General features: G+C 70.2%; 14 protein-coding genes. 7 read left to right on the forward strand and 7 right to left on the reverse strand.

Annotated features, from left to right (window positions below):
• The 7 genes from M3147_RS18600 to M3147_RS19610 all read right to left on the reverse strand — a co-directional run.
• Nucleotides 1–1,210: type IV secretory system conjugative DNA transfer family protein (locus tag M3147_RS18600; RefSeq protein WP_251204909.1), on the reverse strand; the 1,210-nt coding region annotated here is incomplete at its 3' end.
• Complete coding sequence (locus M3147_RS18605) at nt 1,207–2,835, reverse strand: ATP/GTP-binding protein (RefSeq protein WP_251204910.1); 1,629 nt, start codon at nt 2,833–2,835, stop codon at nt 1,207–1,209. The genes M3147_RS18605 and M3147_RS18600, both read right to left, overlap by 4 nt.
• Complete coding sequence (locus M3147_RS18610; protein ID WP_005053891.1) at nt 2,835–4,349, reverse strand: SCO6880 family protein; 1,515 nt, start codon at nt 4,347–4,349, stop codon at nt 2,835–2,837. The genes M3147_RS18605 and M3147_RS18610 overlap by 1 nt, the downstream gene beginning before the upstream one ends.
• A complete protein-coding gene (locus M3147_RS18615) occupies nt 4,349–6,010 on the reverse strand; it encodes a hypothetical protein (RefSeq protein WP_071644676.1) in 1,662 nt (553 codons plus the stop codon). Before M3147_RS18615 ends, M3147_RS18610 begins: the two co-directional genes overlap by 1 nt.
• A gap of 3 nt (nt 6,011–6,013) precedes the next feature.
• Nucleotides 6,014–6,766 carry a hypothetical protein gene (locus M3147_RS18620; RefSeq protein ID WP_071644675.1) on the reverse strand — a complete coding sequence of 251 codons (753 nt, stop codon included), beginning with the start codon at nt 6,764–6,766 and terminating at the stop codon, nt 6,014–6,016.
• Between the two features lie 11 nt (nt 6,767–6,777).
• Nucleotides 6,778–7,080, reverse strand: a complete 303-nt coding sequence (locus M3147_RS18625) for a hypothetical protein (RefSeq protein WP_005053787.1) — start codon at nt 7,078–7,080, stop codon at nt 6,778–6,780.
• An 11-nt stretch (nt 7,081–7,091) separates the two neighbouring features.
• A complete protein-coding gene (locus tag M3147_RS19610; protein WP_071644672.1) occupies nt 7,092–7,700 on the reverse strand; it encodes a DUF6668 family protein in 609 nt (202 codons plus the stop codon).
• 154 nt (nt 7,701–7,854) lie between these two features.
• Here M3147_RS19610 and M3147_RS18630 point away from each other — a divergent pair, with 154 nt between their 5' ends.
• From M3147_RS18630 to M3147_RS18660, 7 genes are all read left to right on the forward strand, one after another.
• The gene (locus M3147_RS18630) at nt 7,855–8,127 is read left to right on the forward strand and encodes a helix-turn-helix domain-containing protein (protein WP_071644671.1); all 273 of its coding nucleotides are present in this window, start codon (nt 7,855–7,857) and stop codon (nt 8,125–8,127) included.
• A 1-nt stretch (nt 8,128) separates the two neighbouring features.
• Nucleotides 8,129–8,668: a hypothetical protein gene (locus M3147_RS18635; protein ID WP_071644670.1), complete on the forward strand. Its 540-nt coding sequence runs from the start codon at nt 8,129–8,131 to the stop codon at nt 8,666–8,668.
• Nucleotides 8,626–9,747, forward strand: coding sequence for a M23 family metallopeptidase (locus M3147_RS18640; protein WP_251204911.1), 1,122 nt, complete (start codon nt 8,626–8,628; stop codon nt 9,745–9,747). Before M3147_RS18635 ends, M3147_RS18640 begins: the two co-directional genes overlap by 43 nt.
• A gap of 14 nt (nt 9,748–9,761) precedes the next feature.
• Nucleotides 9,762–11,132: an AAA family ATPase gene (locus tag M3147_RS18645; protein ID WP_251204912.1), complete on the forward strand. Its 1,371-nt coding sequence runs from the start codon at nt 9,762–9,764 to the stop codon at nt 11,130–11,132.
• Complete coding sequence (locus M3147_RS18650; protein WP_175988836.1) at nt 11,129–12,004, forward strand: FHA domain-containing protein; 876 nt, start codon at nt 11,129–11,131, stop codon at nt 12,002–12,004. Before M3147_RS18645 ends, M3147_RS18650 begins: the two co-directional genes overlap by 4 nt.
• Before the next feature lie 65 nt (nt 12,005–12,069).
• A complete protein-coding gene (locus M3147_RS18655; RefSeq protein ID WP_175988838.1) occupies nt 12,070–12,324 on the forward strand; it encodes a hypothetical protein in 255 nt (84 codons plus the stop codon).
• A 246-nt stretch (nt 12,325–12,570) separates the two neighbouring features.
• Entirely contained in the window at nt 12,571–14,580 is a 2,010-nt protein-coding gene (locus M3147_RS18660) for a hypothetical protein (protein ID WP_251204913.1), read from the forward strand.
• Nucleotides 14,581–14,764: the final 184 nt, after the last annotated feature.

Here is a 14,764-nt window from a genome sequence, read left to right on the forward strand (position 1 = left end):
CGGCGGCCAGCTCCTCCGCGGCCTCCACCACGGCGACCGTCAGCGCCGTCACGAGCGGGCCGGCGGTCCCGCGGCCCTCCTTGGAGAGCGAGTACAGGGTGCCGCCGTCACGCACGAACGCGGCCGGGTCGAACTGCGGGCGCAGATCGGGCTCACCCTGCGGGTTCACCCACGCGGCTACCTGGCGGTTGGTCAGGCACGACGCCATTTGCTGCGCCGTGCCGTAGATGCCGCCGCGCTGCTTCTCCGGGGCGGTGATGACACCGCGCACCTGGTCGGCCGTCAGGTCGTACCCACCGCGACGGAGGATGCCGATCGGCTCCTCCTCCGTGGGGCGCGTCAGCCACCCGTAGACGTCCGTGATCGGCCGCGAGTCGAGCGCGGCCGCGAGCAGGAGCCCCGCAAGGAGATCCTGCCCCGCGGGGTCGAAGTAGGCATCCGTCTTGGCTCCGGGGTCGCGGGAACCGGAGGCGAAGTGATCGGCCAGCTTGGCCGCGCGCACCTCGTCGGTGACGTAGCTGAGCGGGTTCCACCACCACGTAGGGTTCTCGAGCGCGATCCCCTGGGGATCGAACACCCAGACCGGGCCGGCCTCCGCTCGCACGTCGCGCGTCGCGTCGACCACATCGCGCTTGTTCGACGTCACGAGAACGCCCCCAGGAGCTTCCAGGATGGCCGGCACCGCCCGAGAGGTCGTCTTACCGGTGCGCGGCCCCCAGATGTCGATGTGCATGTCCTCCCAGGTGCCGTAGAGCGGCATCTGACCGAGCGTCTTACCGATCGGCACACCGAGGGAGCCGGTGACGCCGAGGCGGGTCGCCTGAGCCTGCGCGTTGCGCTTGCTCAGACCCTCGACGTCCTTCCCCCGGCCCATGTACGAGCTGGCCCGGTCGACGCGAGTCCGTCCCTTCCGGTAGCGGACAACGCCGATGATCGCGAGCACCACGAGCGCGAGGACGATCGCCAACAGGACGATGACGATCCACGTCGCGGATGCCGGCCACGGCACCCGCCCCATGACGACGCCGAGCGTGAACGCGAACGGGTCGCTCGGCAGCTCGACACCGGTCCCGTCGAGCTGGTGGCCGAGGCGCACCGCGACGTTGAGGACGACGATCGCCGCGACCACGCCGCCGATGCCGACGAGCAGCATCATCGTCTCCGCGCCGAAGCCGCCGGGATCGCGGCGGCGGTTGTTCGGAGTGCTCATGACGACACCCGCTCCTCGTGCTCCTCGACCAGCTCCTCGACGACGTGCAGCGCGCGCCGTCCGGTGCGGGACTGTTCGTACCACCGCTGATTCGTGTCGCGGATCGAGCGCTCAGCCTCCGTCAATCGAACCTCGACCGGGATACCCGGCCGAGTGCCGACCTTGACGAGGAACTTCCCGCGGCCGGGAGGGTCGACCTCGCGGCCCGACGCGGCATCCCACGCGGGCGGGTCCTGCCAGCCGGTCAGAAGCTCTTGCTCGGCCTCCGAGAACGGGATGACCGTCGTCAGCTCCGGCATTTCCGTGTACGGCAGGCCCGCGCACATCACCATGCCGGCGCGCTCGACGAAGCCCTTCGCCTTCAACCGGTCCTCTGGGAGGGCGCTGAGGTCGGCCATCGTGTGCGAAATCATGGCCGTGCCGACACCCACCTGACGGTTCAGGCGGGTGAGGAAGTCGACGCGATCGACGATGCCGTTACCGGCGCGCAGCGCACGCCACAGCTCGTCCATGATGACGAAGTAGTGCCGGCGCGGTTCCAGGCCGGCATCCGCGAGGACGTTCGCGATGTTCACCGTCGCGAATCCGTTCGACCAGCAGGCGAGCAGGGTCGCCGCGCGCAGGTCGCCCTCAGCCTCACCGATGGCCGAAATGTCGTAGACCACGGGACGGTCGAGGCGCATTGGGTTGTCGGTCGGCTGGGAGAACATTTCGCCCAGGCGGCCACCGCGGGAGAGGCTGATAAGCGACGCTTCCAGCCCGCGCGTGATCCGCTGATACTCGGCAAAGTCGCCGCGGTCGACGGCCACCAGGCGCAGCTCCTCCGGCCCTTGCTGCACGACGTTCAGCAGGTCGCCCAGCACCGGCACGCCGTCGAAGTTCCGATCGAGGTAGCGCAGCGCCTGGTCGACGATGGATTCCTCGACGTCGCTCGGAGCCGACTTGCGGAGGATCGTCAGCAGGGACGACACCATAGCCAGGCGGCGGCCGTGGGCGTCCTCCAAGACCTCGCCGGCCTCCTTCGGGAAACCGGCCTCAGTGAGCCGCTTCGCGGCGTCCTTCGCCTCGCCGGGGTCGAGCACGTTCAGGTGCCCGCGGCCACGGCCGAGGGTGATGACCTGGCCGCCGAGCGCGCGAATGACCTCCACGTAGTCGGGTCGAAGATCGCCCAGCACGAGCGGCTGCACGCCGTAGCCGGCGAGGCCGATCGCCATCCGGGCGACGGCGGTCGACTTCCCGAGGCCCGGCTTGCCGAGCACGAACAGCGACGGGTTGCTGATGAGCTTCGCGCGCTGGAACCACGAAATCGGGTCGCAGCAGAGCGTCGCCCCGGTGTGAATGTGGCGGCCCAGCGGGACGCCCACCATCGGCGTGCCGGCACCGATCGAGTACGGCCACAGGCCGCACACCTGCACGGTCGTGCCGCGCCACTCGGCGGGCGGCTGGATGAAGTTCGACATGCCGCCGCCGGGGCCGCTGTAGCCCCGAGACGTCAGCGCGCCGGCCGACGTCGACGAGCCGGCGTCGGTGTTCTTCCGGCCGCTGCGCACGAACAGCAGCGCGCCCACGATGACGATCACGACGAGCCCGCCGAGGACGGCGAGAGCAATCAGGTCAGCACTCATCAGACACGCTCCCTCAGCGCCGCGGGGACGGCAACGTGCTTGCTCAGCACGAGGCCCAGGGGCAGCGCGGCGGCGAATGCGCTGTCCTGTGATCCGTAGACCGGCCGGAGCCGGAGGCGAGCGGTCGCCCCGAGGTTGTCGACCGCGGCGCGCGCGTCGGCCTCCTTGGCCGGGTCGATCACCGTCGCGGTGACGAGGATTCCGAAGTTCACCAGGCCCGCGCCCGATGCCTCCTCAGATTCCGTCGCCTGAGCCGAGCGCAGCGCGAGCGAGTCACGCGCCGCCGGCTTCCGGGTCGAGGTCGCCTTGAACTCCGCAGCTCGCACGTCCGACTGCACGAGCGATGCCGCCCGCGCCGGGTCGATCGGCTTGTAGAGCAGCGTCACGCGCTTACGGGCGATATCCCGGTGCGGAGCCAGCAGGCGGGCGAGGACGCCCGACTGCACGAGCCCGCGGGGCGCTTGCGTCATCGCCCAGGTGACCGACTTGGCCGAGTCGTGACGGTAGCCGTCCCATCCGGCCTGAGCGGCCGTCGGGCCGACGTCGCTCCACCGGAGGTCGGGCACGTCACCGTCCGCGTGCGCGTCGTCGATCAGCGTCGCGGCCGCCGGGTCGTAGGCGACCCGGATCGTCTCGCACAGCTCTTGGGCCGACAGCGGGTGCGCTGCACCCGCGCCCGTCGCCTGCAATCCGGCCGTCAGGCCGGGCAGACGAGCCGCGAGCTCGCGGGCCATTTCGTCGGGCTTCCGGGGCTTAGCGCCCTTCCGCGGCGCGGCGGCGAACGTCAGCGAGACGTACGCCTTCACCGTCGACGAACCAGCCGGGTAGCTCAGCACGACCTCACCCAGCATCGCCTTGGCGAAGTCCGGGCCGTCGGGGTCGGTGTTCGTCTCGACCTCGCGGCGCAGGCGGCGACCCGAGTCGGGAGCCGTTTCGATCGTCACCGCGGCGGCTTCCATGTTTGGCTCATCACCGAGGTTGCGCAGCCAGTGGCCCCAGTCGGCCACCCACAGGTCGACTTGCTCCTGGTCGACCAGCGCCGCGCCGTCAGGCTCGGTGCCGATCACGATCGAGTACGTCTTAGCGTGCGGTGAGTAGATCATCGCGAACGGCCGGGCGTAGGAGTCCTCGTGCTCGGAGAGCTGAGTCTGAGCACCGAGGCCGGGGAGCTGATTCGTTCCCCAGTCGGCACGGCCCAGCGGGCCGGAGCGGTAGATGTTCGCCTTCCGCCGCTTCGTCGACGTCCACGCGACGCGGTTCGCCGTGCGGGAAAGCACGCTGCGCCCGTCGCCGTCGCGAATCGTCAGCAGCAGGATCAGACCGCCGAACACGGCGGCCGTGATGAAGGCGTTGAGGATATTCGTCGTCATCAGGACGACGATCACGATCAGCAGTGCGACGAACATCAGACCCGTGCCGACCGTGCCGAGCCCGAGGAGGCCCGGCGACGTCGGCTGACGCCAGTTCCCGTATGTGCGAACGCCTCTACGGCTCGTTGTGTCTGCGGTTGCCATCAGCTCTCGCTCCCTTCACCTGTTGCCTGGTTACCAATGTCTCGGGCGGCCCCAGCGGCCGCCTGTCCTGCTTCTTTCGCAGCGCCAATCGCGACGCCGGCCGCCATACCGATCGGCCCGCCAGCGGCGCCGGCCGCTGCACCCGCAGCAGCTCCACCACCGGCAGCAGCTCCACCGGCCGCAGCGCCGCCCGCGGCAGCTCCACCGCCCGCAGACGCCGCAGCAGCGCCCGTGCCGCCACCAGCAGCACCCGAGGACGCCGCGGCCCCTGTCGTGGCTCCACCGCCGCCACCAGCGCCGCTAGATGCCTGCGCCGCCTGTGGGGCAGACTGACCGCCGCCGTTCGCCCCAGACGGGCCGGTAGAGCCCGTGGAGCCGGACGACCCAGACGAGCCGGTCGATCCGGAACCGCCCGACGAGCCACCGCCCGAGCCCGTCGCGAGGCGACCCATCGAGGCCGCTCCCGTCGGAAGCGAGGCGAGAGCTGCGACGCCCAACGCGCCGCCGGCACCCGCGGACATGGCCCCGACGAGCGGGGTCACGAATCGCATCAGAGCGGGCATCGCGAACAGCGCGAGCACCATCAGAATGAGGCCCGTGAGCACGGCGATGAAGCCTGTCCCGTCGTCCTGGAACACGTTCGTTCCCGCGAGCTGGAACGCCGCGGCGTAGACGATCGCGGCGGCCGGCTTGTAGAGGATGAAAGCGACGAGCCACCCGACGTTCTTCTTGAACCAGCCCTTACCCATTTCGGTGTTGGTGGCCGCAGCCGACAGCGGCAGGATGCCCGTCAGGATGACGAGCATGCCGCCGCGCGCGATCATCAGCACGATTTGGAACGCGGTCGCGAGGATCGCGATCAGCCCCAAGATGATGATGAGGAGCGCGCCGAGGCCACCGGCCGCAGGGTTCGTCGTCAGGGCGAGCAACGTCGCGATGTTGTTGCCGAAGCACGCCGTATCCGTGCCGACGTCGCAGTTCAGCGCGCCGTTCAGAATCCACACGGAGAAGGAGTCGAACGCCGACACCAACAGGCCGACGATCGTCACGCCGGCACCCGCGACAACGATCAGCGTCAACAGACTCTTGATCGTGTCCTTTCCCGGCTCGGCCCGCTGCTCCCACGCCATGCGAACGCCGCCGATGATGACGGACACGACCGCGGCCGCCCCCATGTACCACCAGAGCGACGACTGCAGAAACAGCACCGCACCGCCCGCACCCTGTGGCCCGTTCGGCAGGAGGCCCGACACGAGCGCCGTTGCGCCGCTGATGAGGAAGATCGCGCCGAGCACGATGCCGAGACGGCCCGCGGCCTGGAAGCCCTCACCGTTCCGCATCCGTGAAGCGATGAGCGCTCCAAGAAGGATGATCGAGATAGCCGCGAGTGCGATCGCGATCCAGGTCACCCAGCCCAGCACCGTAATGATGCCGTCCGAGTTCGGCGCGCTGGCCCCCGCTGCGATCGACGAGCCACCGCCCGTCCCCGTGAGGTTCGGAGTCCCGACGTTCACCCACAGGGTGCCGAGCGAGGCCACGGCCTTGCCGAAAGCTTCCATGACCGCATCGGCCATGTTCTGGATCGCGTCACCAACGACGCTGTTCGCCCACTCTCCGGCCTTGCAGCCGAGGTCGAGCGGCGCGCATTCACTCGCGGCCATGACCTATCCCTCCGTCCAGCTCACGTAGCCCGACAGGTCGGGCAGCTCGGCAACGCGCGCCGGCTCCGACTTCGAGGCATCGAGCTTCCAGTCACCATCGGCCCACACGAGTTCGTAGACCGCAGAGCCGGTGACGCTCTGCCCGTTGCTGCTACCGCGGAACGCGATATCCACACGGGCGCTGTCGCCGTCGTAGGCCAGCACGCGGAAGCCGGCGATGGATGCCCGAACGTCCGAGGGGGCAGCCGCCCCGTCAGCGCTCAGGATCGTGTCGCGGTACGGCCCATCGGTGAGCGCGTACTGGAGAAATGCGGAGCGCTGATCGGCCGGGCCGAAGCCGATGATCGTTACGTTGGCCGCAGCGAACAGTGCACCCTCCGGTGAGTGCTGGAAGCAGAACGGGTAGCCCTCCGCGGCCGTCTCGCCCGGCCCGAACGTCGTCGACGTTGGGTAGGCGTAGACGTCCTGGAACTTCCACTCCGCAGCGGGCGCGGTCGTGACCGTGCCCGACAGCTTCTCGCCTTCCAGGCCACAGACACTAGCGCCGCCCGCAACCCCGGAAGGCTCCGGGGTTGGGGCGGCGCTCGTCGTGGCGCTGGACGACGGATCGGGCGCGGGCGGGCCGGCCTCGTTCCCGCGGTTCAGGTTGAGAACCGTCAAGACGATGGCCGTCACGATGAGCGCGGCCACCACCACCGCCCCGACGATGAAGCCGGGGCGGGTGAAGGGGTTCTGCTGGGTGTCGTCCTCAGCCATGACGGCTCCTCTCAGGCGTTGGCGAGGATGCCGACGAGAGCGGCACCACCGCCGATCACGATCGCTCCGGCCATCGGCCAGAGGATCTTCGGCAGGGCGTCGTGGCCTTCACCACGACGGAAGCTGACGGCGATGAGGATGCCGCCGACGATGATCGCGCCACCGACGACGACGTAGCCGATCCACTTCAACCAGGAGAGGATCGTCGTCACCCCTTCGGTGCCGGGAGGCTGTACCGGGTCGGGGTCGGGAATGACGCCGGCGATGTGAACGGCGGTGTCGGCCGCCGCGTGGAACACGTCGATAACGGACATGTGTCTGCCTTTCAGTTCGTGGTGCCGGCGGCACCGAGGAGTGCGGTCAGTTCGTCGACAAGTCGCTGAACTTCACGCGGAGAAGATGCGAGAGCCGGCGGCTCCCCCACACGCCATGCTTCGACCCACGGCACCGTCCAGGTGCGCGGGACGCCTCCGCTGACGACCTGCAAGAGGTCGCGCAGCGAACGAGGTACACGACCAGGTGCGTCAGCCATGACGACCAGGCCCAAGACTTCAACCGAGGGCACGAGGCCCGCCGCCCACTGACGCATCGCGTCCTGCGCGGCGCGCAGTCCCCGAGCGTCACCGCGTGCGACGAGCACCGTCCGCGCGGGCGTCGGAGAGGGCGTACGCGGCCAGGCGTGGCCGGCCGCTTGTGACCCCGGCATGAGAGCTGCCAGCGTCGACTCTCCCGAGCCGCCGTGCGCCCCCACCCACCAGAGCGCGGCGGTCGTGCCGCGGTCGTGGATCGGGAGCTGGTCGACGCGATCCGGGGCAGGGATGCCCCGCTGCGGAGCCACAGGACCGAACGCATCGGGCACGGAGGCCACGGGCGCAGCTTGCGTAGGTGGCGGTGTCGTTGGCCGGGAAAGCCACGGGTTGAGCGGTTCGCTCATCTTGCCCCCCTAGGTACAGTGAGATTCACCCTTACAGGGAAACACTAACCCCGAACCCCCCAAAGATGGAAGGATCAACCCGAATGATCCCAAACCTGTACTTATGCTCCCGAATGAGTATGCTGGTCGCGTGGCCCCACCAGGAGGAATCCCGATGAGCAACGACGACGATCGAGACGCGGTCGACCGCCTATTCGACCAGAGCCCGCCGACGCTGGGCGCGACGGAGGTCGCGGAACGGCTCGGGGTGTCAGCGAAGAGCGTCTACGCCTGGCTCAAAGACGGACTGATCCCCGGCTACAAGATCGGCACAACGTGGTTCGTCATCCGTGACGAGCTGAAAGACACCCTGCGGAAGGGTGCCAACAAGAAGCGGGATACCGGCCCCGTCCTCGTCATCCGGCCGGAAATCATCCAAGGAGACTGACATGCGGAAGATCGGGCCGGCACTACTCATCGTCGTCACGGCGGCGACCCTGACCGCCTGCACTGCCCCGAGCGATGAGCCCGCGCCGACTCCTAGCGCCAGCAGCTCCGGCCCGATCTATCCCGACCTCGACCAGTTCACCCCCGCGCCCACGGGCGCTATCGACGCCGATAGCGGAGAGACGCACGGCCCGCGTCCCGTGCCGACGTGGGATGACGAATCGCGCGAGAGCGCGACCACGGCCGCCGTGGCCGTGATGACCGCCTACGCGCGCCCCGATCTTCCGTTCGAGCAGTGGTGGGCCGGTTTGCAGCCGCTCCTGGACGGCAAAGCCACCCAGGACTACGCCTACATGGACCCGGCGCGCATCGTCGCGACGAGCGTCACCGGTCCCGCCGTCATCACCGATGACACCAGCGCCTACGTCGCGTTCGTCGACGTCCCCACCAACGCCGGCACCTACGGCGTCGTGCTCAGCCGCGCCGATGCCGCCTCGCCGTGGCTCGCCTCCCGATTCATCCTCCCCGAGGGCGTGAACTAATGGCCGGCCCCAAGGGCAGCGGCGTCTACGCGATCGCCGCCGTCCCGCTCCTCGTCATTGGCTCGCTGTTCGGCCTCCTTCTCGTCGGGGATGACAACTGCGCGCCTGCCGGGGGCGGCGGGTCGAGCGTCTCGGTCAACCCCGACTCGGTGCCTCAGACCGAAATCGCCGGCTATGGCCACGAGCAGCTTGTGAACGCCGCCAACGTCATGAAGGCCGGCGCCGACCAGGGGTTGAACGTCCGCGATCAGACCATCGGCGTCATGACCGCGATGGGCGAATCCAGCCTCCGAAACATCGACTACGGCGACTGGGAAACCGGCGGCGTCACCAACCCCGACGGCACCCGCACGACCTCGATCGGCCTGTTCCAGCAGCAGGACGGATGGGGCACCCGCGAGGAGCGGCTAGACCCCTACATCTCGTCGACGAAGTTCTTCCAGGCGATGGTCGCGAAGGTTCCCGACCGTGAGTCGCTGGAACCGACGATCGTCGCCCACCGCACGCAGGTCAACGCCGACCCGTACCACTACACCCAGTTCTGGGATGGCGCGGTGCAGATCGTCGAAGGGCTCTCCGGCACCACCACCGGTCTGAACCCCGGCGACGGCAGCGCCAGCGGCGGCAAGTGCGAGCCCGGCGTTCCCGGCAGCGTCAACGCCCAGGGCTGGGCCTCGCCCGGCGCTGGCCCGATCACCGACCCCTACGGCATGCGGCTGCACCCCATCGACAACGTGTGGCGGCTGCACGCCGGCACCGACCTCGCCGGGGGCGGCTGCGACGGCCCTATCTGGGCCGCTCAGTCCGGTGTCGTGACGTTCCGCGGCTTCGACAGCGGCGGAAACGGCGTCATCGCGATCGACCACGGCGGCGGCGTCACCACCCGCTACCTGCACATGTACGACTCCGGGATGCTCGTCCAGGTTGGCGACAAGGTGACCGGCGGTCAGCAGATCGCCCGCGTCGGCAGCAGCGGACAGTCCACCGGATGCCACCTGCACTTCGAGGTGCAGGTGAACGGCGAAAACATCGACCCAGCCCCCTTCATGGCTGAGGTCGGAATCCAGCTCGGACAGTAGATCAGGAGACGACCATGAGCGGCATCGAAGTACCCACGTTCCCCAAGATCGAGGCGCGCACCCACGCGAACGGATCGGGAGAGGTCACGATCAACGGGACGTCATACCCGATCGAGACGACCACTCTCGAGGATGCTCGCGCGGCGATCCTCGCTCGCGTCGCTGAGACGGCCGGGAAGATGCAGCGCCCCGTCCGTGTGACCACGACCGGCCCCGACGGGGAGTGGCCGCTGATCGTCCACCCCGACGGCAGCGTGGAGGCCGACGACAGCCTGCCGGCGAACCCCGCGCCCGTCGAGGAGCCCGAGCCCGAGCCGGAACCGGCACCCGCGCCGATCGACAGCGTGCCCGCTCCCGCGGCCGCGCCGGTCGCTCCCGCGCCGGTCGCTCCCGCCCAGGCAGCCCCGGACGGCAACGCATGGGTGCGTCAGGCCCCGGTGCCAGCCCCCGAGTACCCGAGCCGCCGCGAGGCGCGGCAGTCGTTCCTCACGCAGGAGCAGATCGAGGAGCCAGCGACCCAGGGATGGCGCGGCACCTTGACCCGCTTCGGGATCCGCATGAGCCCCAACGACTCCGAGCGCGCCGAGCGCTCCGACGTCCTCGCCGTCTCGCAGCACTGGCCTGGCCCCCGCACGATCGCCGTCGTGAACGGCAAGGGCGGTGCGGGCAAGACCCCGACCACCGTCCTCCTCGCGGCCGTGTTCGCCCGCCACGGCGGCGCGGGCGTGCTGACGTGGGACAACAACCAGACCCGCGGCACGCTCGGCTGGCGCACCGAGCAGGGGCCGCACGAGGCGACGTTGCTCGACCTCCTGCCCCAGGTCGACCGCCTCCTCAGCACGGGGGCGCAGTCGGCCGACCTCGCCCACTTCGTGCACCACCAGACCCGCGACCGGTTCGACGTGCTGCGCAGCAAGCCGATGGCCCTCGCCCACGAACAGCGCGTGGAGCCGAGCGACGTCGACGCGATCCACGCCGTGGCCGCGAAGTATTACCGCCTGATCTTCATCGACTCCGGTAACGACGAGTCCGACCCGATGTGGCTGCGCATGATCGACCACACCGACCAGCTCGTGGTCGCCACCACCACCCGCGACGACCACGCCGAGGCCGGCGCGCTCCTCCTCGAAGCTCTCGCAGAGCGCGACGCCGGATCGGCCGAGCTGGCCCGCGACGCCGTGGTGATCGTCAACCAGGCCGACCCCAAGTCGACCCCGGCCGAGCTGGCGCGAGTAGCCGACGGCTACCGCTCGCTCGCCCGTGAAGCCGTCACCGTCCCCCACGACCCCGCAATGGTCGACGGCGTGCTGCGCTTCGGCTCCCTGCGCCCCGACACCCAGCGAGCATGGCTGGCAGCCGGCGCGGCGGTCGCACGCGGGCTGTGAACGCCACACAGCCCGTCCCAGGGCTCCACCGCGTCCCCGAGTGGCCCCGGCTCGCCGCCGAGGTCACAGCCGACGGCACAGGGACGCTCACGGTCAACGGACAACGGCGCGCGTGCGCGGCCGAGTCCGTCGCCGCGCTGCGCACGGGCATGATCGCGCGCGCCGTGGCGATCGCCACGCAGCTACGCCGGCCGATCCGCCTCGACGTCACCGAGGACGGCCGTACCCACGCCCTCGCCGTACGCCCCGAGGGCTACGTGCAGCTCGTCGGCGCCGACGGCACGATCCCGGCCGCTGACGGCCTCAGCATCGACGAGGGCCGATGCCGAATCTGTCGCCGCCTACAGCCGGTGACGTCGACGACGTGCGTGCAGTGCGCCGTCGACGAGCCGCTGCGCGTCGAGGTCGCCCCCCTGGCCGAACCGAACGCCGTTACGCCGCCGCCCGCGGCCGCGCCGATCACGCGCCCGAATCCCATTGAGCTCCGCGCGCTCGACGAGCTGCACGACGTCGAGCAGACCCGCCTTACCCGTCGCGCGACACCGGCCCGCCCAGCGCTGCGCCTGGCCTTCAACACGCAGCGCAGCGTCTCCGCTGGCCCCCGCGTGGTCATCGGCCGCAACCCCGAGCCGATCGCCGGCCACGAACCCCTCAGCATCGCCACACCGGGCCGGATGCTCTCGCGCACACACGCGACGATCGCCGTCGACGACGCCGGTCACATCGTCGTGACCGACCTCGATTCCGCGAACGGCATCGAACTGCAGTCGACCCCGCCGCGGTGGCTCACCCCCGGCCAGCCCACCACGATCCCGGAGGGATCGACGATCCTTCTGGGGGACGTTGAGTGCACCATCGAGCGGGCGCAGTGAACTACACCTGTGGCCGTCGGCGTGTCCTCCCCTTTGTGTTAAGGAAAACCGAGAGACTGGCGCGCATGGGTACTCAGAACGGAAGGCCGAGCAAGGGACGTCGCGACGCCATTCTGGCGAAGCCCCCCGTAGAGTTCGGCGCGATCTTGAAGCAGAACGCAGATGCCGCCGGACTCTCCTATGGCGAGTACCTGGTGATGCTCGCGGCCGACGCACTGGGAATGCCTCAGTACGCACCGCCGCGCCCGCGCGATCGCGCAGCAGAGCTGCCGATCCCCGAGCTGAACACGGCCAAGGAGGCAACCTCGAAAGCCGCATAGAACGAGCGAACCCCCCGCCTCTACGAGACGGGGGGCCGAAGCTAAGTGCCTGATCCTCTGAGTTTGGCGACCTGGTAGATCAAGGCAGTTCCAGAAAAAGCCAGTAAGGAACCGGACCTTCGCTGTACCCAGCGACCGAAGTCGAAAGGTGGTGCCATCATAGCGCGCGCTCCTCAAAAGCGATATCGCGTTCTCAGCGAGTCGTGGGCACTCACCACAGCAGTGAGCCCGCGGCCGCGCGTGCGCGTGGCCGTCGTCGACGCCTATGGCACCGTCCTGAACGACTACCGGGATCGCGCGATCGGCACGGCCGCTCCTGAGCGCCCGTGGGCTGTCTACCTCGCCGGCCCCGACAAGCGATTCCGTCTCCTCGCGTTCGACCTCGACGCCCACGGCGACCCCGCGGCCGCAGCTCGCGACGCCGACGTGCTCGGCGGCCTCCTCCGCGACGTCGGCCTGCCCTACGTCCTCTGCGAGTCCGGGCCGACCGGCGGCCGGCACCTGTGGGTCGGCTTAGGCGAGTCCGTCGACGCTGAAACCGTCGCCACCCTCGCCCGCCTCACCAAGCACCTGTGCCCCACCCTCGACCTGTCGCCGCTCAGCAACGCCGTAACCGGCTGTGTGCGGCCACCAGGAGCGCCCCACCGTGCCGGCGGGCACTCCACGGTCCTCAGCGGCGACCTGGACGCGCTGCGCGCCCCCACGGCCACCGCGGCACAGGTCCGCGCGCTCGTGAGCCTCGTCGCCGGCCTCGTCGACGACACCGAGCCCGCACGGCCCATCGACCCCCGCTCACCGCTCCCCCTCGACTCCCACGGCCGCCTGCACCTGGCCGGCCCACGCCGCCAGCTCCCCGCCAACAGCTCCGCAGCTCTCCGAGAGACACCCATCGACGCCTCAGCGACGCTCTGGCGCGTCCTGATCGGCGCAGCGGCCGCCAGGTGGCGGCACGCCGACGTCGCCGCCCTCGTCGACACCGAGCCCGGCCTAGAGCACGTCCGCAGCCGCGTCACCACCCGCGGCCGCGCAGCTCGCCCCCGAGGCGAGCAGGCCGCCGTGCTCGGCCGACAGTGGAACAAGGCCGTGCGCTACGTCGCCGCGAGTGACCGCCAGATCGGGGACGATCCCACGTTCGACCGCCGCGCCGACGCGATGGCCGCGCACGTCCGCGACGTGCAGCTCCGCGCCGACGCGGCCGCCGGCCGCTGGACCCGCGGAGGCGGCCCCGCCGATCGCCGCATCCTCGACGTGCTGAGCTTCCTCGCCCTGCACGCCCTCAGCGCCTCCGTGGAGGCCGACACCCGCCGCCTGGCCCTGTTGGCCGGGGTCGGCCGCGAGACGGCCAGGACGGCGCTGCTGCGCCTCGCAGAGGACGGATGGATCGCCCAGACCGCGGCCGCGGACGGCCCCCGCGCCGCTCACTGGACGATCGACCCGCAGAGCACTCTCCACAGCAACACGGATCATGCCCGGTCACAAGCGGACCCGCGCCCCCCTGGGGCCGGGGCCGCTGAGAGAACTACGCTCCTCGCAACGCTGCGCACACGAACGACGGATGCCGCACATGACCTGTTCACCGCTACCCGCCCCGCGCTCGGACACCTGGCCGGGAACCTCTACGCACGAATCGATTCCACAGCTCGCACCCTCGACGAACTCTCCCCCACCATCGGCGCCGATCCTCTCCGAACCCGTCGACTCCTCGACCGCCTCACCTACGCCGGCATCGTCGAGCGCAGCCGGGACGGATGGCACCGCGTCTACGCCCACTCCCCCGACGCGGCCGCCGAGCGCGCCGGAGTCGCCGGCCGACTCGACGCCCGCGTAGACCGCTACCGCGTCGAGCGCGAAGCATGGGCCTGGTGGAAGGCCGAGGAAGCGTGGATGCACGCACCCCGTCGACCCGATGCCCGAAGTCGACCGAGCCGCGGTCAACTCTCCCTCGTCCCCGACGACGGCACCCACGCCTACGGCCCGCACCCGCGCCGAGCCGATGGCCGGCTGGACTACGCCGCAGCTCGACGGATCATCATCGAGGAGCGCGAGGGAACGGCCGTGCGCCCCTACGAGCGCGACGCCGACGGAGATCTCCGCTCGAGAACCGTTGTCGACGAGACCCCCGCCGACGTCGACGCCGACGGCGAGTGGATCGACCCCGGCTATTGCTCCCACGGGATGACCGTCGGCGTCCGGTGCCGGTACTGCGACGGGCCAGCCGTGAAGCTGCTCGACACCCCGCAGCGCCGCGTCGCGTAGAGCCGATCCGCTGCGCGGAGGCGAGCCCAGGGGCTCGCTGGTCGAGCCAGGCGGTGCCGGCACAGTCAGGGCCTACGGCCCGTTCTTTTGCCGTGAAGCCTTCGGCAGCATACGGTCGTCAACCCTCCACCCAAGCGGCTGCGCCGCCGGCTCCTCCGAGACTTTCGGCACGCGGTCGCTGCGC

The sequence above is a fragment of the Agromyces mediolanus genome (genome assembly GCF_023715325.1).
Lineage (GTDB): Bacteria > Actinomycetota > Actinomycetes > Actinomycetales > Microbacteriaceae > Agromyces > Agromyces mediolanus_A.